The following is a 24,477-nucleotide window of genomic DNA, read 5'->3' on the forward strand; positions in this document are numbered from 1 at the left end:
CGACGGGTACAGCATCCAGTACCTTCCTGCCTCCGCCTCGGCCGGCTCACTGTGGCAGGTCACCACGCTCACCGGCTCGCTCGGTCGCGCCGATGAGCGGACACGTCGTTCTGCCAGCCCGACGAGAAAACCCGTTGCGAGTGATCCGCATCGGATGTCTGATTGATCGCCCACCGATCAAGGGAGGGAACGTGAGGACGTCGCCGCCCACCCCCTCGTTGCACACCGCTCGTCTTCGACTGCGTGCCTTCGAAGACGCGGATGCGAACGACCTCTTCGCACTGCACAGCAGCGCCTACGTGCTGCGCTACTGGGACGCGCCACCGTGGAGCGAACGCGTGCGCGCCGAGAAGTTCATCACGGCTTGCCGGCAGATGGCACAGGAGGGCACCGGGGCGCGGCTGGCCGTAGATCGTGTCTCCGACGGGGCGTTCATCGGCTGGTGCAGCCTGAACAGGTGGAATCCGGACTACCGCAGCGCATCGCTTGGCTACTGCTTCGACGATGCAGCGTGGGGCCACGGCTACGCGACCGAGGCCGCGCGCGCTCTGCTGCGGTGGGCATTCGACACGCTGGGCCTAAATCGCGTCCAGGCTGAGACCGATACGCGCAACGTGGCATCTGCCCGCGTGCTCGAGAAGCTCGGCTTCGTGCGGGAAGGGACGTTGCGGGAAGACTGCGTCGTCAACGGCGAGGTCTCTGACTCGTGGGTCTACGGGCTGATCAGGCGGGAGTGGCAGCCATCATCCGAGCCGGTTCCCGCCCACTGAGTTCCGTCGCTCGGCACCCGGTATCGGCTAACCCCAAGCAACTGATCGCTGCGCCTCATCCACACACAACGGCGAACCGAACAAGGTGGTGCATATCGTCCCCTAACGGCGATATCGGCACCCTTGCGTGGAGTGTGGACGAACAACGGTTCTGACTGCACCTCAGGCGGCCACCGCCCACAGCCAGGAGCACCGCCGCGGCCCTCGCCATCCGCTGACCCGCCCGGCCCCGGCCCCGGCCGGGATCTCCCCATGCCGGCGGGGCGGCCGCCGACACCGACTCCGGCCGCCGCGCAGCACCACCACGCCCGGAAGGAACTGCTGCGGCCCCGGACGGCCACCCCGCTTCCCGCAACGCCCACCTCACCCAGGAACGGGCCGAAGCCGCGGCCGCCGTCATAGCCGCCGCCCTCCCCGGCGGAACCTGGAAAGCGCGATGGCCGCCGTGCCGCGCTTGGTGACCAAGCGACGGCGGTTCGCGTATGCGCGGCGCGTGCGTGTCGAACCCGGCGATCCCGGACGACGGGCGGACTGACGCCGCTCTCGCCGTCACACAGCACCGGCGGTGAGTCGTCCGCCACCGGTGCCCCGCCGACAACGGCCGGCAGGCAGGGCGTGTTCGGCATACAGATCTCCTCACCAGAGGGCATACTGGCCGCTTCCGCCGGCGGGATGCCCCGCCCGGGGCCGCAGCTTCGCCGGGGCTGCCGCCGACGGCGGGCACATACGGAGCGGCCGACCGGACCTTCGGGGCCGGGGCCTCTTCGCATGTTCACCTGTCAGCGTGGCTGCTGCAGGCTGGTTCGGCGAGACGCTGCTGCTGGTCACAGGCCTTCTGGACGGCCTCGATGGTCTGCTCGAGACCGGCTCCGAGCCTGGGGCCGGGGGTGAAGGTGGCCGGGAGGTGCTGCATGCCGTTGATGACGCCGATGCTCTCGTAAGGCACCGTTCCTGATGGGTCGCACTGGTAGTCGGGCATGCGGTCGAGCACGGCGGCGACCATGCGCTTGAACACCATCCGGGCCATGTTCGAGCCGATACAGCGGTGGAAGCCCAACCCGAAGCTGTAGTGCCGGTTTCCGGTGCGAGTCAGGTCGATCTCGTTCGGGTTGTCGAACGCCGACGGATCCCGGTTGGCCATGGCCCACGAGAGCCACAGCCGATCGCCCCCCCCTGAACCGGGTGCCGGCGCGCTCGCAGTCGACGAAGACAGTACGTCCGTCGCCGACGGCCGGCGTGTAGAACCGGAGGAATTCCTCGGTCGCGGAATCCAGCAGAGTGTCCCGCTCCCGGGACAGGCGCTCCCGCTGATCCGGGTGTTGGGACAGCCATTCCAGGGCGTGCGCGGTGAGCGCGGTGGTGGTGTCGAAACCGCCGCCGATGATCAGGGCCAGGATCCCGAGGAGATCCATGTCGTCCGGCTTCTCGCCGTTGGGCTCGGCCCCGGCCACCGCTTCCACGAGGCCGGGCCGGGGGTTCTCCCGGATCTGGGTGAACTGGGAGAACAGGTCCTGGAACATCTCCACCTGGAGTTGGCGTACCCGGGGCGCGTCGGGTGAATCCGGCGGGGTGTAGACCCCGGCGTGGGACGGCTCGCAGTAGATCGTCCAGTTCGCCAGCGGGATGCCCATCATGGCGAGCGTGAGCACGGCCGGCACGATGTTGGCGAGGTCGTCGACGAAGTCGATCCGGCCGTTCTCGATCCTCTCGTCCAGGCAGGCGCGGGTCAGCTCGTCGACGACCGGCGTCCACCGGTTGACCGCGGCCGGGGACAGGTACGGGTTGATCAGCTGCCGGCAGTAGCGCTGCTCCGGCGGGTCCATCTCCAGGAACCCGCCCCGGATCGGCGCGTCCACGGCCGCCGGGATGGAGACGCCCTTGTACCCGCGCCGCTCGTTGTGGATGTCGTGGTCGTTGGACAGGACGTCGGCGGAGCGGGCGAGCTTGAACACCTCGGCGTTGCCTGCCGCGCCCCAATGGCCGCCGTGGGTGTCGCTCCAGGCGATCGGGCATCCGGACTGCATCTGCTGAGCGATCGCCTCGAACTGGTCCCGGTAGCCCGGGGCATGCCGGTCGAACGGGAACCTGGCTTGCTTGCGGTCGGTGTCAGCGGGCTCGGCGGCTTCAGGACTCATGCGTTGATCTCCTTGCGCGGGGGGCGTTTCAGAGACGGCACGATCAGAGGTGGAAGTCGTACCACTTGAGGTAGCCGCCGGCGTCCACGCGGAACTGCATGCCAGTGACGTAGCGGGCCTCGTCGGAAGCCAGGAACAGCACGGCGCTACTGATGTCGGTGGGCTCCACCCAGGCGATGGGCATGGCCTGTTGCACCGGGAACGCCGGCTCCGCGTCCTGGCGGGTCGGGTGTTCCAGGTCCGGGCGGAAGGCCTGGTACATGGGCTCGCTGTGCAGCATGGGGGTGTTGACGTTGGTCGGGTGCACGACGTTGGCCCGGATCTTCCGTGGAGCGAGTTCGCGCGCCACGTCATGCACGTACTGCGACAGCATCCGCTTGGCCACCATGTACCCCATGCCGCCCGGGTCCGTCCCCACCTGCTGCATGGGAAACGCGTTCATGTAAGCCGCGGTCGAGCCGGTCGCAATCACCGAGGCGCCCTCATCCAGGTGCGGCACTGCCACGTTGATCGCGTTGATCGTGCCGATCAGGTTGGTGTCGATCACATCGGTCCAGGCCTGCAGCGGCGGCTCGCCCTTCATGGCGGCGATCCCGGCCTGGGCCACCACGATGTCGAGCCGGCCCAGCTCGTTCATGCCCTGCTCCAGCGCGGCGCGCAGTTGCTCCCGCTCCCGCACGTCGGCCTGTATCGCCACGATCTGCCGGCCCAGCGCGCCGACCAGCCGCACGGTCTCCTTCATGTCGTCCGGGCTCGCGAGCGAGTACTTGATCGACTCGAGATCGCGGCACAGGTCCACCGCGATGATGTCGGCGCCCTCCTCTGCCAGTCGCACGGCATGGCTGCGCCCCTGACGCTCAGACCTTGTCCTCCTCTTCGGTGTTCGCGGACCAACTCCCGCTCACCATAAGTACGGCGTCGCGCCGGCTCAGCGCGCCCAGCGGAGATCCGCCGGCCGGGTCCGCGCTGCCGTAGATCCAGACGGGGCCGTCGGCGAGGTGCGCGAGCGCCGCCTCCGCGACGTCGTCAGGGTCGGCGAGCTCGCCGGGCGGTCCATCCCCCATGGCCTCCAGCGCCCGGCGGAAAGAGGGGGTGTCCGTCCGGCCGAGCACGAGGGCCAGGACGTCCACGCCTCGGCTGCGCCACTCCGCCCACAGGCCCTCGGCCAGGATGAGGTCGAACGCCTTCGTCGCCCCGTAGACGGCTCGTGCGGCACCGCCGGCCCAGGCCGCGCCCGACGTCACCAGCACCAGGCCGCCGCGTCCCCGCGCCGCCATCGGGGCGCCGAAGCGGTAGGCCGCCTCCATCACGGCGGCGCAGTTGCGTCGGACCAGAGAGAGATGGGTGTCGAGGTCCTTGTCGAGGAAGGGGACACTGATGTCGTCGGCGCCGGCGTTGAACACGAAGAGCCCGACCTGGAGGCCGGAAGTCGCCCTCGCGAGTCCCGAGATGGCATCTGGAACGCTCAGGTCGAGCACGACCGTACGGACCTCGACGCCGTACTTCGCCCGGATCTCGTCGGCGGATGCCTCCAGCACAGGCCCGCGTCGTGCCACGAGCACGACGTTGATTCCCTGAGAGGCGATCTTGTGGGCGAATGCGGCACCGACTCCGTCGGATCCGCCGGCTATGACGCCCCACGGTCCGTAAGCCTCTGCCAAGGGTGTGGCCATGGCGTCCTCCTCGACTGGTCGAAAGTACAGATCGAATTCCGAGGTGAAGAAACCGCTCCGGCGGGCCCGGGATGGTCTGGTCGGACCTGTCCGGTTGATCGGGCCTGTCCTGTACTTGGGCGAGGTGTAGGGCGCACGGGTCTCGGCGTCTCAGCCCACGCCTGCGGCAGCCAGAAGATCGCGGGCTCCCCGGACACACCGCCTGGCCCTGTCCTCGGTCTGTTCTCCGGCCTCGGCCCTGGAGAGCATGGGCACTTCGAGACCGATCACGACGTCCGGGGGCAGTGCGGCGAGGATCTCCGCCAAGGGAAACTCGCCCTCGCCCGGCACCATCCGGTTCACCGAATCCTCCCGGTATACCGAACTCCGCTGCCGGATCGTGTTGTCGCTCAGTTGGACGTAGCCGATCACTACCGGATCGATCGCAGCCAGGTCCGAGCGATATCGAGACCCCGCAGTCACGCATCGCAGCCGTCATCCGCTCTCGAAGCCCAGCGTCGGCCCGTAACGAGTACGGCGCGTAGCCGTGTGGATTGTGCGGTGTACCGGTCAACGCGACGGCTATGTGGCGGCAGCCGAGGTCGGCTGCGAGACGGACGAACTCGACGGGCGGGAGCCCGAATACGGTCTGATGCTCTATCGCCAGTCGGTCCATGTCCCTCCATCGTCGAGCGCCGCGCTCCGGGCCATGGAGCGGGGGCGAAACCCAGCGAGTTCATGTGCGCTCATGGCCTCTGCGCGAACGGAGTCTCGAGCGAGCACCGTACGGAGCACCTTGCTGTGGACCGCCTCCGACGACAGAACCGTCCCGATGACTCCGAGGTCGGCTCCCGCGCTTCGGGCGACCTCGCGCATCAGGTCCCCGAGCCGGCCTGGGACCGACTCGACCGTCCCGCCGCCCGTCACGATGCCGAGGGCGCGGCCGGCGCCGCTGCCATGCCGTACGGCAGCCAGGATCGGTCGTTCCTCGATTCCCAGCGAGCCCGCGAGCCAGCGAGGCGTACGGCGTCGATCGCGAGCCCCACCTGTGCCACGAACAGCGCGTTGCTGACCAGCTTGACGCGCCGGCCGTTGCCGGCCGGGCCCACGAACACGACTTCTGCGTCTCGCACGGCCGTCGACGGCGTGGCGTCCCCCTCATGTCGTCGGGCGTCCGGTCGCGGGCGGAGTCAGCATCGCGCGGTGTGCGGCGGTGCCGTCGAGGTTGGCGTTGACGCGTTCGGTGATTCGCCAGCCTTGCGGGGTGCGAGCCCAGCGCCAGGTGTTCGCGGAGACCCGGGCCACCCAGAACCGGTCGGCGTCGGCGTCCCAGCGGATGTTGAGCGCGTAGCTGCGGCCGGTCGCTTCGTCGCCGTCGACGGCGATGTGCGGCACGGTCAGGATGTGGCCGCAGCCGTTGTCGATCAGGCTCTGATGGCCGACGCCGTGGACCATGGCGGCGATGTCGTCCCGGCCCCGCATCTTGAGCTGCGGCACGGCGTCGAACGTGCCGTCGTCGGTCCACAACGCCGCCGCGGCATCCCCCGAACCGCTGTCGACAGCGGGCCCGTACTGGGCGACCAGCTGCATGATCTCGATCTGGTCCTCAAGGGCGCGCAGTCTGACCGCCAGCGTCTCGACAGTGGCGCGCAGTTCGTCGATCTCGCTCATGGGGGGACCTTTCCGCAGGCAACGGATTCAGGGCTCGGGACGGTCAGGGCACGACGACGATGCGGACCGGGCCATCGGCGTCGCGTGCGGAGTCGAGCGCTGCGGACACCCCGTCGATCCCGACCGTCCGTCCCAGCATCGGGGTGACGTCGAGGCGGCCCGAGCAGACCGCCTCGAATGCCTCGTTCCAGTGAGGCGGCAGCGGACCGCCGCCGAACTGGATGTTGAGGCCCTTGCGCTTGGCGGTCAGGGTGTGCAGGTGTTCGCCCTCCGGCGGGCCGCCGACCGAGAAGATCCGGGTGCCGCGCTCGCACCCCTTGATGATCGAGTCGAGGACACCCGGGACGCCGACGCACTCGAACACCACGCAGCCCGGCAAGCCGACTGTCGCCAGCATCTCCGCCATCGACCCGGCCGATGTCCGGGCCACGTCACACCACGCCTGGTACGGCGAGATCTCGGCGGGATCGACGACGACGTCCGCCCCCATGGCCAGGGCTGTTTCACGGCGCGACGCCACGAAGTCGACCGCGACCACCGGGCCCAGACCGAGGTGCCTGAGGGTCGCGATCGCCGACAGACCGATCGCGCCGCACCCGACGATCAGCGGTACCTCGTTCGTCGTCACCTGGGCCCGCACGGCGGCCGACCAGCCGACCGAGATCGCATCCGCGACGCACACGACCTCGCTCGGCAGATCGGAGACCACGACCCGGGTGGCGGCCTCGGTCAGCAGGAAGTACTCGCCGAAACCACCCGGCGATTCGGGATTCTGGCCAATGATCTTGCGGCCGCCGGGAGTGGCCAGGATCGGCAGGGAGCTCACCCGCGCGCCGAGGGGTATCCGGCGTTCGGTGTCGGGGCCGTAGGCGACGACTTCGGCGCAGTACTCGTGACCCATGACGATGTCGACGTCCCGGTCGTAGGTCGACATCCCGCTGTCGTCGTCGGCCCCAGCCTCCGGATGGTCCATGAAGTGGAGATCCGACGCGCAGATCCCGCACGCGAGCGATCGCACAAGAAGCTGTCCAGGACCGGCAACGGGATCGTCGATGACCCGTGCCTTCACGGCCCCTGACCGCAGTACAGCAGCACGCATGGGTTCTCCTTCCCTGCCGGGACTGTAGCGAGGACGCAGGAATTACAGAAGACCGTCTCCTGAAATTGCGAGAGGGCGACGCAGCGCGGAGGCTCATGCCTGACAACTCATTACGATCGCCTGCATGGCAGAGCAAAGCCGTCGACCCGGCCGTCCGCGCGACACGAGCATCAATGAACGGGCCCTCGCCGCCACGCGCGAGCTGCTCGTCCAACGCGGCTTCGACGCGACGACGATCCAGGCCGTCGCGGAACACTCCGGCGTGCACGCCTCCGCCATCTATCGACGCTGGTCGTCCCGGATCGAGCTGATCGAGGAGGCCACCTTCCCGGGGCTCAGCCCGTTGAGCGTCCAGCCGACGGGCGATCTCCGCCGCGACGTGCGCCGATTCGTCCGCGCCTATCTGGCCGCGTTCAGTGCGCCTGCCTCGCGCGCCGCCGCGGCCGGCCTCATAGCGCACCACCAGGCGTCCGGTCGCACTCGTCCGCCGGAGTTCTACCTGCGCGTATCGGCGCGACCGCAGTTCCAGGAGATCCTGCGCGCGGCGCCGCCATGCAGCGTCGATCCGGCCGTGGACCCGGACGACGTCTTCGACATGCTCCTCGGCGCCGTGCTGCGCCGCACGCTGCTGCCGAGCGTTCCGACGCGGCAGCGCCCCGTGGAGCGCACGGTCGACATGATCCTGCGACTTCTGCGCCCCCTCGGCAGCGAGGGTTGATCGCCGATCAGGAGTCGGAGTGAGTCCCAGGGAGTCCTGTTGCGCAGGATTCCCTGGCACTCGCCGACCCGTCGCAGCAAGCATAATATTCTCTCGCCCGAATGCTTGATTTACAGGAAGGGAGAATGTAGTTTCCGCCCAACTGCCAAGGAGGACCGGATGCGGTTCAAGGGCAAGGCGGCCGTCATCACCGGTGTCGGACAAGGCAACGGTGAGGGGTACGCCAGGGCGCCGACGGGTGGGGCGCGCACATCCTGAACGAACGTTGCCGCGTGGACGGTCGTCCACATCTACCTCGCCACGGTCCAGTCGGCGACGTTACGGCCGAACATGTGCCACCGGCCCGGTCAGGCGAGACTCGCCGACGGCCCACGTTCCACCACCCTGAGTCCAGCGCAGCGCACACCGACAACAAGACGAAGATCCTCCGCGAGGCGTCCGCGGGCCGCCCTCGCCGAGTGGTCCAACCACCTCGCGGCACTTGACGACCCTTGGGCGCAGGCCCAGGACACCCTGCAGGCCGACACGACAAGCGGGTCCGCACCAACAGCCGGCCTCGCACAGCCCGGCGAGCGCGAACTCGCCTCCCTTTCAGCCCAGTTCGACGTCGAGGGCACCCGCCTCGACCTCGTCGCCCCCGAGCTCGCCGCTTTGACCCTGGAGATCCATACCGAGCTCGGCCGCTACCGGGACCGCATCCTCACTCCCTGAGCGAGCAGCGCGGTCACCTGATCCGCACCCCTCACCTCCCTCGGACGACGACGTCCGAACTCCCCGAGGAGGCACCTTGCGAAGGTTGCTCATCGGTTCGGTCACCGCGGTCGCGGTGCTGCTGGCCGGCTGTTCGACCCGTTCCGGCGATGACACCCCGGGAGGGTCCAGCGCGACCCCCGCCACGGGCACGTCTCCCTCGTCGCAGGCCGACTTCGGCACGCTGAAGAACGTGTGCGGGCCCGGCACCGCCAAGCCCTCGACCGTTCAGGGCGTCACCGACAAGCAGATCCAGGTCGGCGTCATGTCCGACGTCGGCTTCACCAAGAACAGTGAATTCCCGGACGCAGCCGAGGTGTTCACCTCCTGGTGCAACGACGCGGGAGGCATCAACGGTCGCAAGCTCGCCCCCGTCACCCATGACACCAAGCTGACGCAGGTCCGCCAGGGCGTCCTGGAGGCCTGCAAGTCCGACTTCGCTCTGGTCGGCGGCGGCTCCGCGATGGACTCCCTGGGCGTGGCGGACCGTCTGGAGTGTCTGCTGCCCAGCTTCCCGGCGCAGTCCACCCAGACCATCGGTTCCGATCTGCAGGTCCTGCCCAGCAGCGCGGCCGTCGGCTATTTCCCCTACGCCGGCTACTACACCTGGCTGCTGAAGGAGAAGTACCCGGACTCGGCACAGAAGGTCGGCATCATCGCCGGTGACAGCCCTGTCAGCAAGGGGTTCATGGCTCAGTACAAGGAGGCTGTCGGCGGCCTCGGCGGCAAGGTGTCCTACACCGACCTCTACCCACCCACAGGTGTCTCCGACTGGACCCCCTACGCCCAGTCGATCAAGAGCAAGGGTGTCAGGGGCCTGACGTTCCTCGGCGACTTCGCGAGCCTCGCAAAGCTGGAGCAGGCGCTCACCAACATCGACTACACCCTCGACTGGATCGACGCCAACAGCAATGCCTACGGCCCGGCCTTCCTCCAACTCGCAGGCCCAGCCCTGGCCAAGCAGCACAACTACGCCGAGCTGTTCGCCACCGCCCCGCTGGAGAGCGCCGCCGACGACCCGGCCGTCCAGCAGGTCATCGACCTGTTCAAGAAGTACGCACCCGACAAGCAGGTCACCTACCCGGTGCTGCGTGCCTTCTCCGCCTGGCTGCTGTTCGCCACCTCGGCCCGCGACTGCGCCGAACTGACCCGCAAGTGCGTCTACGAGAACGCGATCAAGCAGACCGACTGGACGGCCGGCGGCCTGCAGGCCTCGGTCGACCTGAGCAAGACGGATGTTCCGTCCAAGTGCTACTCCATCGTCGAAGCCACGACGAAGGGCTGGCAGACGGCCGACTTCAAACCCGACAGCGGCCTCTACCGCTGCGACGCGCCCAGCTACAAGTACCAGGGCGACTACGGCAAGCCGGCCACTCTCGCGGACGTCGGCAAGTCGATGTCCGACCTCACCTGAGCCTCTGACGCGTAGACAGATCCAGGTCAGAGTGGGAGTGGGCAGGACTGGGTGCCCGGTGGCTGTGATGGTCGCCGGGTGTCTGGCTGCCGGTCAGGCTGCGTTGGGGATTGGGTTGAGGGTGACGGTGTAGCCGAGCTGGTTGGACGCGGTGACCGCGCGGCGGGTGGCGCGTTCGAGGTCACGCTGGGCGAAGTAGGAGCGCATGCGCCGACGACCGCCGGTGAGGGCGTCGTCAAGGAGTGTCGGTGCAGGAACCGGTAGCGAGGGCGCGAACCCGACGGCGACATCCGCAACGGCGCCTGGGTCGCCGAACTCGCAGGCGACGTGCTGGACAGTCGGCCGAAGGGGCTACCGCTGGTCGTACGCAAGGAACGCCCGTGCCCCAGCGCCCAGTTGCGCTTCACCTACGCCGACGGGGTGCGGCTGACCTGCTGCGCCACCAACACCATCGGCACGCCGATCGCGGAACTGGAACTGCGCCACCGCCTGCGGGCCCGGGCCGAGGACCGCATCCGCGCCGCCCGCGCCACCGGACTGCGTAATCTCCCCCTCCACGACACTGCGCAGAACCAGATCTGGCTTGAGATCGTCCAGATCACCCTCGGCCTGCTCGCCTGGATGCCCGTGCTCGCCCTGAGCGGTAAAACCCGTGGGTGGGAGGCCCGCCGTCTCCGGCTCCGCCTCTTCTCCGTCGCCGCCACAGATAGGTACGACCGCGCGCCGCCGGCACCTGCGATTCGCACGCCACTGGCCCTGGACTGACGTGATCACCGACGCCCTGGCACGACTCGAAGCTCTCCCGAACCCCGGCTGACCAGCACCTTCCCGCCCCTACCAACAGCACCACCCCGACCGGAGCCGTGGAACCCCGCGCCCACCCGACGCCACAGCCGGGCCACCGGCCCGCCCGCGATCAAACCTGAACACCGAAACGGTCCGTCAGAAAAACCGACGGACCGTCACGTAGGGTCGGGGGCTGGCGCGGTTGCGGAGTACGTCCGCCCCGTTTCCAGCCCCCGCCGCATCGAACCGTGCGTGCGGTTCTCCCGCACACGGCTCACCGACGCCGTTCACCGCCGGCATTCGGCCTGCCCCGCCAGTCCCGACAGGGTCTGGGTGCAACGACGGTCCCGTGCAGGGCGACCAGCCCCAACGAGTCGGGCGCGCTCTGGTCGGCGTAGCGGATGGTGCAGGTCAGTCCTTGGACGATCTGGCCGCTGGTGCGCAGGCGGGCACCGCGGTCGTCAGCGAGGGCGCGTAGGGCGCGCCGGTGCTCAGCAGGATCGGTGTGAGGAGACCATACGGGAGGTCTGCGAGGACTTCGAGGCCGAACTGAAGCAGTTCAACGGCGAGGACGACCACGTCCACCTGCTCGTGCACTATCCGCCCAAGGTCCAACTCTCCAAGCTGGTCAACAGCCTCAAGGGCGTCTCCGCCCGCCTGCTGCGCAAGGAGTACAGCGCGCGTGTGCCGCTATCTGTGGGGCGGGCACTTCTGGTCCGGCTCCTACTTTGCCGGATCATGCGGCGGGGCACCGCTGACCGTCGTACGCCAGTACATCGAGAACCAGCAACGCCCCCTGGGCTGAGCGAAACAGTGCCGACCCGTGCACACGTGCGGGTCAGAGCTGTCTTGAGATGCGCTTCACCTCCCCTGTAAACGAGGGAGCACTGCGCAAGATCAGAGGTAGACGCGTCCGTCCTGGCCGGCCGCGAACTCCACTGTCGCCACGCGCGTGCACCTCCGTGTCCGCGACGTGCTCGAGCTGGATACCCAAAGCGATCTCACCGTCGGGCTCCTGAGCACTCGAATTCGAGTTACTCATGATTCTGCCTTTCTCGGGAGCTGGTCCGGGCCGCTGCTCGGCACGACGCAGCAGCAGCTCCCGAAGGCGTCGTCCGCGGCCCTGCCGTCGGTGGCGGGACGTGTCAGGCGGCGGTGCGTTCGCTGACGGGTCGGCGGCGGAGACTCGTCTGCTGGAGAGCAGGCGGAACGTAAGCCTGGTCGAGCGTGCCGACGTCGGTGCCGGGCGGGACGATCTCGTCGATCCGGTCGAGGATATCGTCGGTGAGCGCCACGTCGACGCCGGCGAGCAGGTCGTCCAGGTGGCTCATCGTGCGCGGCGGTGACGCGTCCGCCCGCCCCGAGGCGGAGCACAACGTCGTCTGGCGCTACTTCACGGACCCGTCCGCGCGGGAACTCTTCCCGGCCGAGGATCGTGACCGCGCCGCCCACGCGGCGGTGGCGGATCTGCGCGCCACACTCGCCCGCCGCCCGGACGACGCGCGGCTTGCGGGGCTCGTACGCCGGCTCCGCGCCCGGAGCGAGGAGTTCTCGGCGCTGTGGTACACCCACGATGTCGCCGTGCGCCGCGCCGACGTCAAGCGCTTCCTGCATCCAGTCGTCGGCCTGCTGGAGCTGGACTGCGAGGTACTGCTGAGCCCGGAGCACGACCAGCGGCTGATCGTCTACGCCGCCCGCCCGGGCAGTGAGTCCTACGAGCGGCTGGAGCTGCTGCGCGTCGTCGGCCTCCAGACCCTGACCCGCGGCTGAACCCCTACGCCGGTCCGCCGGCGCCCGCAGCAGGGATACCGCTCCGGCCCGGCGGCCGGGCGCCGACGTCGCCCTCCGCTCCCTGCACACGGGCGACATCTGCAAGCTGACGAAACGCCAGGTCCAGACAGGCACGGCCTGCCTCACCTGCGATGCCGCGGCAGTAAGCCATCGCGGCGGCCCACGGATTCGGGGTCCTGCCCTATTCCTCGTGTGTACGGGAATTCGTCTCGAACCGGCTCTCTCATGCCCCTCTTTTCGACCCGGTTCTCACCCGCCCGTTGCGGGTTTCGGTGACGTCGAAGCTGGATCTGCCGACCGGGTTGGCCACCCGGGTCAGTGACATCATCAAGGAGGAGACGGCCCGGCTCATCGGGACCGGCACATGGCGGGCGCGCCTGACGTCACCGCGAGGTGTGAACTGACCGTGGCCGCCAGGTAGTTCACCTCGCCCGAGTCAGGCCTCCGCCGCCAGTTCGGCCAGCAGGTCGCGGGTGCGCCGGGCGGAGGCCCGGCGCGTGGCGCGGTCCTTGCCGACCGGGACGACGTTTGCCCACACATCCGTCGCGCCCGCCTCGATCAGGTCGGTCAGCTGTTCCCGCACCGCCCGCTCGTCGCCCACGATGGCGGCGCCTGCGGCGTCCCCCGCACCACCGGCATTGAGGATGCGCCGGTAGTTCGGCATTCCGGCATAGGCGTCCGAGCCGGCGGCGACGGCGCTGCGGGCCTCGTTCTCCTCGTCGTGCACGGCCACCGGCAGTCCGGCGACGATGCGTGGGGTGGGGCGTCCGGCTTCACGGGCCGCCTCGCGCAGCCTGGGCGCCACGTGGTCCGCGATCGCCTTGGCGGACGCGAGCCAGAGCACCGCGCCGTCGGTGTACCGCCCGGCGACCCGCAGCAGGCGCGGACCTAGCGCGGCGAGCAGCACCGGCACGCGGGGCCTGCCTGGCCCGGCGACCGAGCGGCCGGCGCTGTGGACGGACCAGTCCGCGCCGGTGAAGTCGACGTCCTCGCCGCGGAGCAGGGCGGTGAGGATCCGCGTGTACTCCTCCGTGCTGCGTCCGGGATGGTCGTAGGAGAGGCCGAAGGCCCCTTCGACGAGAGCGCGATGGGAGGGACCGATTCCCAACGTCAGGCCGGGGCGGCCCATCGCCTCGGCGGCCGCTGCGACCCGGCTGGCCTGGAGGAGGGGATGGCAGGGGTAGGTCTGCAGGACGGCCGTGCCGAGTTCGATCCGCTCTGTCGCCCGTCCGGCAAGGGCCATGGCGACGAGCGGGTCCCCGGCGACGAGGCTCGCGTACCACAGGGCCGCGAAGCCGTCGGCCTCCGCTCGGCGTGCCTGCAGGACGATCCCGTCGGTCGTCGCGGCACCCCCTGTCAGACCGATACGCATATGTCTCCCTCTCTGTCCGGCCGAAGCCCTCGATCGGATTGACCACATGCAATGAGAATGCGAGTCTCTCTCAGGCAGAGCCAAGTTTCCAGAGCCGTGACGCACGGGATGCCGACGCCGCCCCACGCGCCGTCGTCTCATGCCGGATCCGGACCGGAGGAAGGGGCCCCATGCACGGCCATGACGCCGAACTCGCCCGGCTGCGACAAGATGTCCGCTACCTCAAGGACCGCTCGGCGATCCTCGACCGCGTAGCCTCCCACGCCCGTGGCCACGACCGCCACGACGTCGACCTCTTGCGCGCCGCGTACACCGCCGACGGCACCGACGAACACGGCGGGCACGTCAACTCGGCCTCCACGTACGCACAGTGGGCGAACTCGACGCACGCGGCCGCCGCCGAACTGCACACCCACAACATCACCACACACACCTGCGAGATCGATCCGTCCGGCGACACCGCGCACTGTGAGAGCTACGTTCTCGTCGGCCTGCTGCTGCGGGACGGGGCCACCGTTCAGCTGCTCAGCGGCCGTTACGTCGACCGGCTCGAACGGGACGCCGATGGAGAGACATGGCGCATCGCGCTGCGCCGCTGCACGGTGGACTGGTCCTGCACGGCCGACGCCTCGGCCCTGAACTCCCGCTTCTTCAAGGAACAGGGATTCCTCAAGGGCGTCCGCGACACCGACGACGTCTCCTACGACCGGCCGTTGCGCCTCGACGACACACCCCGGCAACGGTGGTGAACGGGACGGCGGGCACGGGATACGCCGATGAACTCTTCGACGTGGTCGTCGCCAGTCGCACGTACGAGGCACGCGCGCGTGTTGTCGCCGAGATCGAGAAGCAGACGGGCCGAACCGCCCTGCCCCACGGGGTGCGTGTCGGCCGCTGGGACGGACCGCCCGGGCTCGTGGGCGCAGTGTGCGAGCGGTTCGGGCGCCTGGACGCTCTCGTCAACAACGCGGGGATGTCGCCCATCTACGACACCCTCGGCTCGGTCACGGAAAACCTGTTCGACGCGGTCGTCAAACCTCAACCTCAAGGGCGCCGTTCCGACTCTCGGTCCTCGCCGGACAACGCATGGCGGCGGCGGGCGGCGGGCGGCGGGCGGCGGGCGGCGGGCGGCGGGCGGCGGGCGGCGGTGCCATCGTGAACGTCTCCTCGACCGGGTCGATCCGTCCGCGCCCGCAGATCGTTCCGTGCGCGGCGACCAAGGCCGGGCTGAACGCGGTGACCGAGGGCCTCGCCCAGGCGCTCGGGCCGACCGTGCGCCTCAGCACCCTGATGGCCGGCCCGTTCGCGACCGGCGCCATCAAACACCGGCTCGACGCCCCGGAGCGGCTCGCGGCCGATGTCGGCTCGGACGCCCCGCGCCGGATCGGAGCGCCGCACGAAGTGGTCGGCGCCGCCCTGTACTTGATGTCCGATGTGTCCGCCTACACCAGCGGCGCCGCTCTCCGGGTGGACGGCGGCATGCCCTGACCGGTTACGCCGGCGCACTCACCCGTACCCCGCTCTCGATGGACGGAGCCTTGAACATGAGCCCGCGACTGCGCTTCATCTTCCACTATCCCGAGGGGTCGGGGCCCGACGCCGACGCGTTGGCCGCCGGACCGCTGCACGAGATCGCCGCGGCCGCCGAGCGCGCCGGCTTCGACGGTTTCTCCCTCAGCGAGCATCCGGCGCCCGGCGCGCGATGGCTCGCCTCGGGCGGCCATCAGACCCTGGACCCGCTGGTCGCCCTGGCGTACGCGGCCGCCGCGACACAGCGGCTTCGCCTGGTGACGAACCTGGCGGTGGCGCCGTACCGGAATCCGATGCTGCTCGCGAAGGCGGCTGCGACGCTGGACGTGCTCTCCGGCGGGCGGTTCACGCTGGGGCTCGGGGCCGGGTACCAGAAGAGCGAGTTCCACGCCCTCGGAGTCGAACTCGACGAGCGCAACGCCCTCTTCGACGAAGCGCTGGAGGTACTGCCGCTGCACTGGAGCGGCGAACCGTTCAGCTACCGGGGACGGCATTTCGACGCGCGGGAGGTGATCGCCCGGCCACGCCCGGTCCAGCGCCCGATCCCCATATGGATCGGCGGCAACTCGCGCCTGGCGCGCCGCAGGGTGGCCGAGCGGGCGCAGGGCTGGCTGACGATGTCCGGGCCGCCGCAGCTCGCCGCCACCGCGCGGACGCCGGCCCTCGGCTCGCTCGCCGAACTCGCAGCCCAGATCTCCGAGATGCGCGCGGCGGCCGAGACCGCGGGCCGCCCCGAGCCGCTCGACGTCGTCTACTCCTACCCGGACCGGTCCATCGCCGACCCGGCCGCCGACGCCGACCGCCACCGGGCGGCCTTCGCCGAGATCGAGAAGGCCGGGGTGACGTGGGTGGTCGTCTCCAGCGGTACGCGGGAGCCGCCGGCGACCCAGGAGTTCCTCACCGCATTCGGGGAGACCTACCTGACGGCAACGAACTGACCGGTCGCCTCTGGGCCGGCCGGCCCACCCGGGCTGCGGCGGACGGCCCGTTCGCCCCGACGGCACCGAGCAGTCGAAGCCGACGGTCCACGGGCTGACGAAGGCGCTCGCCATGCCCGACAGCCCGTAAGCGGCGGTCGGTGTGAGCCTGACTTCTTGCAGCGCAGGACCACTTCGCGCTGCGTTATCCGGCCCGGCCGAGGCGGGTGGCGTTGTCGTACGACTCGCGGGCGTCGAGTAGTTCGTCCCAGTGTTCCGCCGTCCAAGCGCAGGCGACCGCTATCGGTTGGAGCATGCTGCGGCCCAGCGGCGTCAGCTCGTACTCGACATGCGGGGTGGCCTCGGCGTAGACGGTGCGCTTGACCAGACCATCTCGCTCGAGGGACCGCAGCGACTGGGTGAGGACCTTGGGAGTGACGCGGCTCAGCGGCACACGCAGCTCGGAGAACCGGCGCGGCCCGTGTTCAAGGCAACGGATGATGAACGCTGCCCACTTGTCGCCGCCCGGTGAGATGCTGACCGCCGACGACCTGGCTGCTCTCGCCGAGCCCCTGCTGCCAGGCTCGGGAATCGTGAAGGACTACGTCAAATCGCGCAAGCACGAGTGGGAGCAGGCGTGCTTCATTCCCGTTCTCGCCGACGCTGTGGAGCTGACGCGGGTCGTGCAGCGCTTTGTAGAGTTGCAGGAGGAGTTCCTGGCTGGTGGGATCGTTCTCCGCGCCTTCGAGGCGTTCTCGCGGCTTGAGTCCGTCGCGGCTGAAGTGCGCGTCTGGTGGCTCGATGGTGAACCCAGGCTGCTGACGCCCCATCCGGATAGCCCATTTGGGCGCGGGCTGGTGCCCGACCTTGATCACATCGGGCCTGCAGTGCGGCGCCTAGGATTCCGGTTCGTCACAACCGACGTGGCCCTTCGCTCGGACGGGGTGTGGCGGGTCGCCGAAGTCAGTGACGGCCAAGTCAGTGATCTGCACCAGTCGAGCAGCCGAGGCGAATTGGCCGCACTGCTGGTCGGTCCGTAGCACTTACGCTCCTTCCCTGCACCAAGTCAAGTGGTGTGCTCGTCGGGCCTTGACCGGTCGTGGGCTAGAGCCAGTCGTCTGTGTCGCGGTGGCGGCGGAGTCCGACTGCGGAGAACTCGTCGATGTGATTGTCCTTGGCAGCGCCGAGTCGCCGCAGTGCCTGAGAGATCGCCGACTTCGGGAAGCGAGCATTTCCCCTCCATCAGGGCACGTCTTACGTCCTCCACCACACCACGCTCCTGGAAGGACCAGGCGATCCGCCTGGTTCACGATCGGGACATGGTGCAGCTAACAGGTCGGAACCAGCGCAGCATGTCCATCCCGTAGGAACGGGCCGTCGCCGCCGAACGACCGGCTCCCTGCAGGTCCCGTAGGAAGGCGCGAGCTCCCTCGACCGGTTCTCTGGCCTGGTCGATGAGCCGGTAAGGCTCCCACGGATCATCCATGGCCACCAGTTCCCCGGCCAGGGGTACGGACAGCGCCGCCAGGTCTCGAGATGCCTCCATGGCCGACTCAACGACGTCTCAGCCACGAGGTCACTGACCTGCGAAAACTCCGCCAGTAGTTCAGTTGACGGGTCAGCGTCCGTGCCGCGCTTGTACTCCACATCACCGACCGCAGGAGCTCGTGTATCGGCTCTGACGCGACAATCCATAGACGACATGTCCGTGACGCGGAGCCAGGGTACTTCGACATGGCTCGTTGCGTCAGGGGGTGTTGTAGGTGACCACGGCGCGGGCCGGGGAGCGGAAAAAGTCGTTGACCATCGGAGAGCGCTCGACCATGACGTTGACGCCGGGGCCGGTGGTGCCTGTGGGGTGGTAGATCCAGGCGGGGCCTCGCAGGGGAGAGCCACACAGGCCGTCCGGGAGCTCGATCTCGTCGTCGGCGACCGCTTTGGTTCCGTAATTCTCGTCGAACAGGAGCTTGTCATCCGGGATGACGCCCGCGCGGTGGAGGTAGTCCGGTATCTGGCTGCTCAGGAAGGAGACCTCAGCGCTGCCGTTCCGGGTGAAGTAGTGGATGTCGGAGGCGTCGGCGGGGATCGATGCGCCCCCGGCGTTGATCACGCCTGGCAGCTGCAGGTCACTTCCCTCGCATGCTCGGACATCGCCGAACGGGTGGAACAGTTCATCCCGAAACAGCCAGACGATCCCTCCGGCCAGCGCCGCGAGGACGAGCACGACGATCCCCAGGCATGACAGCAGGCGCCGCAGCCCGGCACCGCTTCCGGGCGTACCGCTCACGTTCTCTGGAAACGGCGTCCCTCCCGACTCCTCGCCCACCCCGTCCCTGGGCCTGGTCTCCGAACCGGCTCTCCAGGAATCACTCATGAACGCCCCCCCTCGGTCGTGCCCTGTATACGGGCACGCGGAGCATACGCCAGCGATCAATCGGCCAAGGTGACGGAGGTGGAGTGGCACGGGCACGGTCTCTCCTCGACGGCGCATCTCGCAATCGGTGTCGCTGTCGAGGAGGACGAGACGAGCGCCGATCTGTCCGGCCGAGGTGAGGCCACCGGCCACCGTGACGGTGCAGCGGGTCTGGCCGGTGACGGGGGGCGCGGGCGAACGCTCCCGTGCCGCTGCAGGTGTTCTTCGTCAGCCGCCACCGGCGGCGTAGCCGCTAAGATCGGCCTATGACGTCACATCAGGCGGATGCCGCGTAAATCCCCGCGCGCGCTGAGGGCCACCGTGCCCGACCGACAAAGCGATGGTGCGGTGAGCATGCTGTTCATCAGCACGTGTCTTGGGCCGCCCGCGTGTGCTGCCGTGCACACGTACCTCTTCGTCGATGGCCTCGAGGCGGTGGCGCGCAGCGATAGCAGGATGGCCGGGCTCGGCCCGAGGCTGCTCCGCCCTGGCGGACCGCTCTATCCGACGGACAGGCCGTGCAAGGTGGATGTGGCGGCCCAGGAGCAGCCCGAGCCAGGGCCGGACAAACTGACCATCCGGATCCGGCTCCGGGACGAGACGGTCATCTGGTCCGACCTGATGTACCCAGGCCTTGATGGCAGGCCCATTGAGGAGGTTCGCTTCCGCCTGGAGCAGTACCTGGGCGAGGTCGACCGAGCATACGCGGCGTTGAGAGACGACCTTTGATCGCCAACGAGCTGCAGCGAGACACACGTGCGCCTGATCGGTCGGCGCGCCCGCCACCGTGGCTGATTGCTGTCGGCTGCCGGAGCGTACGTCCTGAACGACGAGCTCACGATCGTCGACACCGTCACGTGCCGTCGGCCAGCGGCACGCGCACGGCTTCGCCTTGCCCGCCGTCTCCGTTGCCGAGGCCTTCGCACGCCGCACCGCGCGCTCCGTGGCCGAATCGCTGGACCGCTGAGGTGCTTCAGGCGGCTGTTCCGACAGAGTGCGGGGCTGCACGCAGAATCAGGCTCCTCTTGGTGTCGTCGCTCGCCTTCGGTGAGCCCGCCGCCCGTCCCGTGTCCGCTCAGGCCGGCATGCAGGCCATGCCGACCATCATGAGAGCAGCGCCCACCTCACCGAGCACACGGTGGCGGACCGGTACCCGCACGCCACCCGAGGGCGGCGTCCGCCACACCCGTTCCATGAGCATGGAACCCGCCCTCAGCGCGACCCAGCAGGCCACAAAGAACACCGCGAGCGCCGTGGCGCCCTGGGGCGAAGCGCTGGAGTGATGGCTGTGGTGGCCCTGCGTCTTCAGCATCGCCGCGCTGAGCAGAGTCATCATCAGCAGATCGGCCTTGCGCCCGCGGTTCAGCGGGCAGCCCACGCCGAGTGTGCCGATCAGCGCCAGCAGGGATCCTAAGCACGCGAGGAGCACCTGCCAGCGCGGAGCGCCCGGCGCCATGAGTGCCATCGCCCCGAGGGCGATGGCACTGGGCGGCCAACTCCGCGCGGTCGCGCGCGCGTGGACGGCCAGGCACAGCGCCGAGCCGGTCAACCCGGTCAACCACAGCACGTCGTCCATGGCTCAGACCTCGCGCCGCCCGGCCCGAGCCCTCCGGCCGCCGACGCCCGGTGACCGCAGACACTCACTCATGGCAGCCCTGCGTCCCGCAGGCCGACCGGCCACCGGACGGCGGGACGTCGAGTGTGGGGTTGCGGTCGAAGAATCCGAACGGCTTGAGCTTGAAGCCCGTGTAGTCCACCGGCATGATCGGCCAGTCCTCCGGGCGCGGGGCGTGGGTGAGGCCGAAGGTGTGCCACACCACCAGGGACTGACCGTCGATGTCCCGGTCGGCCGCGGCGAAGGCCGGAAGGCCGGCGCCGCCGGGGTGCTGGTTGACGAAGTCGCCGGCCGGGTAGCGCTCGGCCGGGTCGGACCGGGTGACCCACAGGTGCTTGGTGGCGAAGGTCGCCCGGTCGGCGACCGACGAGGCGGGATCCGCGAGCAGCGTGGGCTTGCCCTCCGGCAGCAGGGCGTAACCCACCGGGCGGCCGAGGTGGTTGAGCGATGCGGGGTTGGTGATGTGCCACGTCCGGTCCACGGCGTTGTCTGCCAGCCGCTGCGCCTGGCTCTCCCTGGTCAGGGGAGTGTGGCGCAGGGTGAAGGCGTTGCCTCGCGGGTTCTCGGGTCCGATCGGCACCCGGACGGCGTCGACTTCTTCGACGCGGTTGGTGAGGCCGTCGACAGCCATGTCGAGACGGGCGCAGAACAGGTGCTGATGGAAGGGCGCGCCCAATCCCGGCGCGATCTCGGCTCGGAACCTGTCGTCGCCCGTGTAGCCGGCGGTGAAGACCACACCGGTGGCCTTGGCCTCGAACTCGATGGTGCCGTCCAGGTACAGGTACCAGTAGAAGCCGTAGTCGTAGTTGCCGATGGTCGTGAAGAAGGAGATCACCATGCGGCGTTGGCGGCGGGTCTCGGCGGAGTCGGCCCACAGGTCGGTGTGCTTCCAGAGGATGCCGAAGTCCTCCTCGTGCAGACAGACCACGTTGCGCAGGGTCCGGGGGGCGCCGAGCTCATCAGCGATCACCGCGTCGAGGTAGGTGATGTCACCGACGCAGTCGCAGCCGAGTTCCAGGGAGTTGGCGTACCGGCCGATCATGTACTCGCCGGTGTCGAAGTAGTTCTGCCAGGACCGCACCGGCGAGGGGTCGGCGTACGGCACGACCATCTCGGCGATGGAGGCGCGGTGGACGATGGGGCGCTTGCGTGCGGTGTCGCGGTCGTCGAACGCGATCTGGTGCAGGACGAGGCCCTCGCGGGCGTCGAAGCCGATGCCCAGTGTCCAGTTCTCCCACTCCAGCCGGTTGCCGTCGAGGGTGAAGCTCGGCCCTTCCGGCTGGGTGATCTCGATGGGGCGCTGGGTGGTCCGGTGCGGTCCGGTGATCTCGATGTCGTTGAAGTTGCCCGAGCCGACCGGGATCGGAACCGGACCCAGATCGATGATCTGGTCCACCGTGCGCTGGGTGACATCGACGTAGCCGACGAGGCCGTCCACGGGGTGGGCCCAGGCGTGGTCGGATGCGTGGGCCTGGACGAAGGCAAGGCCGCGCAGGATACGTCGGCCGTTCTCCTGCGGGTAGTCGTCGGCATACACACCGGCGGACAGCGGGGCCACGCGGACCTGGTGGACCTCCAGGCCACGAGCCTCGAGCGCGGCGATCCAGCGCGCATCCTCCGACAGGACCTGCTCCACGACGCCGAACTCCTCTTCGAGTACCGGGAGTTGACCGTCGATCAGCGGATCGAGGACGTGGTCGGACACCACCGTGTTCCTGGTCAGGGAGACCACCACGTCATGGGCGCGGGCTCCGGAGATGTCCTGGAGCTGAACGCGGACGCGGCGTTCGGCCGGGGTGTCCGGGTCCTGATGGAACAGTTCTTCCTTGGCCGGCTCCTCGAGGCCCAGATAGGCGAAGCGGGTCGTCTCGGCGACCAGGCCGGCCGACCTCAGAACGTCCCGCGTCACCCGGATCTCCTCTTCGGTGACGGGAGCGAGCGGGTCGTGTCGATCGGTCATGATCACTCCATGGTCTTTGCTGTACTTCTCTGAGGAAACATGCTGTGAAAAACCTTGCGGGGAAAAGCACGCGTATACGCGTGGCCGGCCGATCCGGTCCGATGCCGGTTCACGCTCGATCTCGCGGACAACGCTCGCTGGGGTGGAAATGTAGGGGCTCGGAGCGCGGCCCCGGTGGGTATCGGGTGCACGGCTGACCGCCATTTCGTGCACGCGCTCTTCCACGGTCCGCGGGATGGCCGATTCCGTGCATTTCCTGGTGGCTGGCCGTGCACTCAACCACACATCGCTGAAGGCCTCGCGAGTCATGGTCGCGGTAACCCCGTCCTGGTTCGGTACGGGTACGGATCGCAAGGAGCGTGTTGATGAAGCATCGCCACGAGAATCTCTACATCGGCGGAAGGTGGGTACGGCCCACCACCGATCGCCTCATCACCCCGGTCAACCCGAGCACCGAGGAACCTCTGGGTTCGGTTCCGGAGGCGGTGGAGGTGGATGTCGACGCCGCGGTCCGTGCGGCGCGCGAGGCGTTCGACACGGCCGGCGGCTGGGCGGACTGGGAACCCGAGCGCCGCGCCGAGGTGATGGAGCGCTTCGCCACCGAGCTCGACGCGCGCTCGGAGAGGATCGCGTCCGCCGTCAGCAGTCAGAACGGCATGCCGATCGGCGTCGCCCGGCAGCTTGAGGTGGGCTACCCCAGTGCGGTGCTGCGCTACTACGCCGGCTTGGCCCGTACCACCGAGTTCACCGAGACCCGCGCCGGGCTGCTCGGCGGTTCGGTGGAGGTGCGCGGTGTTCCGGTCGGCGTGGTCGCGGCCATCGTGCCGTGGAACTACCCCCAGGTGCTTTCCACGTTCAAGATCGCTCCCGCGATGGCCGCAGGGTGCACGGTGGTCCTCAAGCCTTCTCCCGAGGCGGTGCTCGACTCGTTCGTGGTGGCCGAGGCGGCCGAGGCGGCGGGCGTGCCCGCCGGCGTGCTCAACATCGTGCCCGGAGGCCGGGAGGCGGGCGCCCATCTGGTGTCCCATCCCGGCGTCGACAAGGTCGCCTTCACCGGTTCGACCCCGGCCGGGCGGGCCATCGCTGAGGTGTGCGGGCGGTTGCTGCGCCCGGTGACGCTCGAACTGGGCGGCAAATCGGCCGGCATCGTGCTCGACGACGCCGACCTGAATCCGGCGACGATCGGCGAGGAACTGGTCCGGGCGACCTTCACCAATAACGGCCAGACCTGTTTCCTCAGCACCCGGATCCTCGCCCCCCGCAGCCGTTACACCGAGGTGGTGGATCTCGTCACGGAGCTGGCCCGAACGCTGCCCGTGGGCGACGCGCTGGACGAGCGGACGCTCATCGGTCCCCTGGTCACGGCGCAGCAGCGGGAGCGGGTGGAAGGGTACATAGCGAAGGGGCGCGCCGAGGGCGCCCGGCTGACCACGGGCGGCGGCCGTCCGGCGGGGCTCGACCGCGGCTGGTTCGTGGAGCCGACCGTCTTCACCGATGTCGCAGGCGGCTCGGTTCTCGCCCAGGAGGAGATCTTCGGGCCGGTGCTGTGCGTCCTGCCGTACGACGATGTCGAGGACGCGGTCAGGATCGCGAACGACTCCGACTTCGGCCTGGGCGGCACGGTGTGGACGTCCGATGCCGAGCGGGGAGCGGCGGTAGCTCGCCGGGTGCGCACCGGCACGATCGGGGTGAACCGCTACCTGCCCGACCCGATCGCACCCTTCGGCGGGGTCAAGGGCAGCGGACTCGGGCGCGAACTCGGCCCCGAGGGCTTGCGGGCGTACCTCCAGCCGCAGTCGCTGTACCTCTGAGACAACGCACGAGCAGGGGCTCCGACCACTCGGTGGTCGGAGCCCCTCCTTGTCGGGGGCGCACTCCCCCACG

At 69.2% G+C, this 24,477-nt stretch carries 24 protein-coding genes and 5 pseudogenes; 14 read left to right on the plus strand and 15 right to left on the minus strand.

Annotation, left to right across the window (positions count from 1 at the left end):
• Positions 1-140: 140 nt before the first annotated feature.
• Positions 141-770 (plus strand): GNAT family N-acetyltransferase, encoded by a 630-nt coding sequence (locus ABT114_RS41855; RefSeq protein ID WP_351149992.1) that lies wholly within the window; start codon positions 141-143, stop codon positions 768-770.
• An 824-nt stretch (positions 771-1,594) separates the two neighbouring features.
• On the opposite strand, the gene ABT114_RS41860 is transcribed toward ABT114_RS41855, so the two are convergent.
• From ABT114_RS41860 to ABT114_RS41890, 7 genes and pseudogenes are all read right to left on the minus strand, one after another.
• On the minus strand, positions 1,595-2,905 hold the full coding sequence (locus ABT114_RS41860) for a cytochrome P450 family protein (protein ID WP_351149995.1): 1,311 nt from the start codon (positions 2,903-2,905) through the stop codon (positions 1,595-1,597).
• 43 nt (positions 2,906-2,948) lie between these two features.
• Positions 2,949-3,746: pseudogene (locus ABT114_RS41865) on the minus strand (mycofactocin-coupled SDR family oxidoreductase); the annotation flags it as partial.
• Between the two features lie 16 nt (positions 3,747-3,762).
• Positions 3,763-4,578 (minus strand): SDR family NAD(P)-dependent oxidoreductase, encoded by an 816-nt coding sequence (locus ABT114_RS41870; RefSeq protein WP_351149997.1) that lies wholly within the window; start codon positions 4,576-4,578, stop codon positions 3,763-3,765.
• A gap of 150 nt (positions 4,579-4,728) precedes the next feature.
• The gene (locus tag ABT114_RS41875; RefSeq protein ID WP_351150000.1) at positions 4,729-4,989 is read right to left on the minus strand and encodes an IolE/MocC family protein; all 261 of its coding nucleotides are present in this window, start codon (positions 4,987-4,989) and stop codon (positions 4,729-4,731) included.
• A gap of 491 nt (positions 4,990-5,480) precedes the next feature.
• Positions 5,481-5,690, minus strand: a complete 210-nt coding sequence (locus tag ABT114_RS41880) for a hypothetical protein (RefSeq protein ID WP_351150003.1) — start codon at positions 5,688-5,690, stop codon at positions 5,481-5,483.
• Between the two features lie 25 nt (positions 5,691-5,715).
• Positions 5,716-6,228 (minus strand): nuclear transport factor 2 family protein, encoded by a 513-nt coding sequence (locus ABT114_RS41885; protein WP_351150006.1) that lies wholly within the window; start codon positions 6,226-6,228, stop codon positions 5,716-5,718.
• A 43-nt stretch (positions 6,229-6,271) separates the two neighbouring features.
• Positions 6,272-7,327 carry a zinc-binding dehydrogenase gene (locus ABT114_RS41890; RefSeq protein ID WP_351150009.1) on the minus strand — a complete coding sequence of 352 codons (1,056 nt, stop codon included), beginning with the start codon at positions 7,325-7,327 and terminating at the stop codon, positions 6,272-6,274.
• Positions 7,328-7,451: 124 nt separating this feature from the next.
• Here ABT114_RS41890 and ABT114_RS41895 point away from each other — a divergent pair, with 124 nt between their 5' ends.
• The 4 genes and pseudogenes from ABT114_RS41895 to ABT114_RS41910 all read left to right on the plus strand — a co-directional run.
• Positions 7,452-8,045 carry a TetR/AcrR family transcriptional regulator gene (locus ABT114_RS41895; RefSeq protein WP_351150011.1) on the plus strand — a complete coding sequence of 198 codons (594 nt, stop codon included), beginning with the start codon at positions 7,452-7,454 and terminating at the stop codon, positions 8,043-8,045.
• A gap of 330 nt (positions 8,046-8,375) precedes the next feature.
• The gene (locus ABT114_RS41900; protein ID WP_351150014.1) at positions 8,376-8,756 is read left to right on the plus strand and encodes a hypothetical protein; all 381 of its coding nucleotides are present in this window, start codon (positions 8,376-8,378) and stop codon (positions 8,754-8,756) included.
• Between the two features lie 76 nt (positions 8,757-8,832).
• Positions 8,833-10,209 (plus strand): ABC transporter substrate-binding protein, encoded by a 1,377-nt coding sequence (locus ABT114_RS41905; RefSeq protein ID WP_351150017.1) that lies wholly within the window; start codon positions 8,833-8,835, stop codon positions 10,207-10,209.
• Between the two features lie 288 nt (positions 10,210-10,497).
• Positions 10,498-11,026 (plus strand): annotated as a pseudogene (locus ABT114_RS41910) (transposase); the annotation flags it as partial.
• 243 nt (positions 11,027-11,269) lie between these two features.
• Here ABT114_RS41910 and ABT114_RS41915 read toward each other — a convergent pair.
• Together ABT114_RS41915 and ABT114_RS41920 are read right to left on the minus strand one after the other, a co-directional pair.
• A pseudogene (locus ABT114_RS41915) lies at positions 11,270-11,443 on the minus strand (hypothetical protein); the annotation flags it as partial.
• Positions 11,407-11,592 (minus strand): hypothetical protein, encoded by a 186-nt coding sequence (locus ABT114_RS41920; RefSeq protein ID WP_351150217.1) that lies wholly within the window; start codon positions 11,590-11,592, stop codon positions 11,407-11,409. The pseudogene ABT114_RS41915 and the gene ABT114_RS41920, both read right to left, overlap by 37 nt.
• Between ABT114_RS41920 and tnpA the strand changes: the two are divergent.
• Positions 11,518-11,800, plus strand: a pseudogene (gene tnpA, locus ABT114_RS41925) (IS200/IS605 family transposase); the annotation flags it as partial. The gene ABT114_RS41920 and the pseudogene tnpA sit on opposite strands and share 75 nt — an antisense overlap.
• Positions 11,801-12,140: 340 nt before the next feature.
• Here tnpA and ABT114_RS41930 read toward each other — a convergent pair.
• Positions 12,141-12,335 (minus strand): annotated as a pseudogene (locus tag ABT114_RS41930) (aldo/keto reductase); the annotation flags it as partial.
• On the opposite strand from ABT114_RS41930, the gene ABT114_RS41935 reads away from it, so the two are divergent.
• Positions 12,328-12,765 (plus strand): MmyB family transcriptional regulator, encoded by a 438-nt coding sequence (locus tag ABT114_RS41935; RefSeq protein ID WP_351150020.1) that lies wholly within the window; start codon positions 12,328-12,330, stop codon positions 12,763-12,765. The pseudogene ABT114_RS41930 and the gene ABT114_RS41935 sit on opposite strands and share 8 nt — an antisense overlap.
• A gap of 457 nt (positions 12,766-13,222) precedes the next feature.
• Here ABT114_RS41935 and ABT114_RS41940 read toward each other — a convergent pair whose 3' ends face one another.
• On the minus strand, positions 13,223-14,158 hold the full coding sequence (locus ABT114_RS41940; protein ID WP_351150023.1) for a TIGR03564 family F420-dependent LLM class oxidoreductase: 936 nt from the start codon (positions 14,156-14,158) through the stop codon (positions 13,223-13,225).
• Between the two features lie 170 nt (positions 14,159-14,328).
• On the opposite strand from ABT114_RS41940, the gene ABT114_RS41945 reads away from it, so the two are divergent.
• Genes ABT114_RS41945 through ABT114_RS41960 form a run of 4 tightly spaced genes read left to right on the plus strand, consistent with a single transcriptional unit; the run spans position 14,329 to position 16,626 of the window.
• Complete coding sequence (locus ABT114_RS41945) at positions 14,329-14,907, plus strand: nuclear transport factor 2 family protein (protein ID WP_351150026.1); 579 nt, start codon at positions 14,329-14,331, stop codon at positions 14,905-14,907.
• Positions 14,901-15,317 carry an SDR family NAD(P)-dependent oxidoreductase gene (locus tag ABT114_RS41950; protein WP_351150029.1) on the plus strand — a complete coding sequence of 139 codons (417 nt, stop codon included), beginning with the start codon at positions 14,901-14,903 and terminating at the stop codon, positions 15,315-15,317. Before ABT114_RS41945 ends, ABT114_RS41950 begins: the two co-directional genes overlap by 7 nt.
• Entirely contained in the window at positions 15,314-15,646 is a 333-nt protein-coding gene (locus tag ABT114_RS41955; protein ID WP_351150031.1) for an SDR family oxidoreductase, read from the plus strand. The genes ABT114_RS41950 and ABT114_RS41955 overlap by 4 nt, the downstream gene beginning before the upstream one ends.
• A 56-nt stretch (positions 15,647-15,702) precedes the next feature.
• Positions 15,703-16,626 (plus strand): LLM class F420-dependent oxidoreductase, encoded by a 924-nt coding sequence (locus ABT114_RS41960; RefSeq protein WP_351150034.1) that lies wholly within the window; start codon positions 15,703-15,705, stop codon positions 16,624-16,626.
• Positions 16,627-16,810: 184 nt separating this feature from the next.
• On the opposite strand, the gene ABT114_RS41965 is transcribed toward ABT114_RS41960, so the two are convergent.
• Positions 16,811-17,140 (minus strand): winged helix-turn-helix transcriptional regulator, encoded by a 330-nt coding sequence (locus ABT114_RS41965; protein ID WP_502988496.1) that lies wholly within the window; start codon positions 17,138-17,140, stop codon positions 16,811-16,813.
• Here ABT114_RS41965 and ABT114_RS41970 point away from each other — a divergent pair.
• Positions 17,103-17,645: an ATP-grasp domain-containing protein gene (locus tag ABT114_RS41970; RefSeq protein WP_502988492.1), complete on the plus strand. Its 543-nt coding sequence runs from the start codon at positions 17,103-17,105 to the stop codon at positions 17,643-17,645. The genes ABT114_RS41965 and ABT114_RS41970 overlap by 38 nt on opposite strands.
• A 707-nt stretch (positions 17,646-18,352) precedes the next feature.
• On the opposite strand, the gene ABT114_RS41975 is transcribed toward ABT114_RS41970, so the two are convergent.
• Positions 18,353-18,979 carry a hypothetical protein gene (locus ABT114_RS41975; RefSeq protein ID WP_351150037.1) on the minus strand — a complete coding sequence of 209 codons (627 nt, stop codon included), beginning with the start codon at positions 18,977-18,979 and terminating at the stop codon, positions 18,353-18,355.
• A 393-nt stretch (positions 18,980-19,372) separates the two neighbouring features.
• Here ABT114_RS41975 and ABT114_RS41980 point away from each other — a divergent pair, with 393 nt between their 5' ends.
• A complete protein-coding gene (locus ABT114_RS41980) occupies positions 19,373-19,747 on the plus strand; it encodes a hypothetical protein (RefSeq protein WP_351150039.1) in 375 nt (124 codons plus the stop codon).
• Between the two features lie 346 nt (positions 19,748-20,093).
• Here ABT114_RS41980 and ABT114_RS41985 read toward each other — a convergent pair whose 3' ends face one another.
• Complete coding sequence (locus ABT114_RS41985; protein ID WP_351150041.1) at positions 20,094-20,594, minus strand: hypothetical protein; 501 nt, start codon at positions 20,592-20,594, stop codon at positions 20,094-20,096.
• Between the two features lie 64 nt (positions 20,595-20,658).
• Positions 20,659-22,593, minus strand: coding sequence for a primary-amine oxidase (locus ABT114_RS41990; protein WP_351150043.1), 1,935 nt, complete (start codon positions 22,591-22,593; stop codon positions 20,659-20,661).
• 365 nt (positions 22,594-22,958) lie between these two features.
• Here ABT114_RS41990 and ABT114_RS41995 point away from each other — a divergent pair, with 365 nt between their 5' ends.
• Positions 22,959-24,404, plus strand: a complete 1,446-nt coding sequence (locus tag ABT114_RS41995; protein WP_351150045.1) for an aldehyde dehydrogenase — start codon at positions 22,959-22,961, stop codon at positions 24,402-24,404.
• Positions 24,405-24,477: the final 73 nt, after the last annotated feature.

The sequence above is a fragment of the Streptomyces sp. NPDC002088 genome, from assembly GCF_040296605.1.
In the GTDB taxonomy this organism is placed as follows: Bacteria; Actinomycetota; Actinomycetes; order Streptomycetales; family Streptomycetaceae; genus Streptomyces.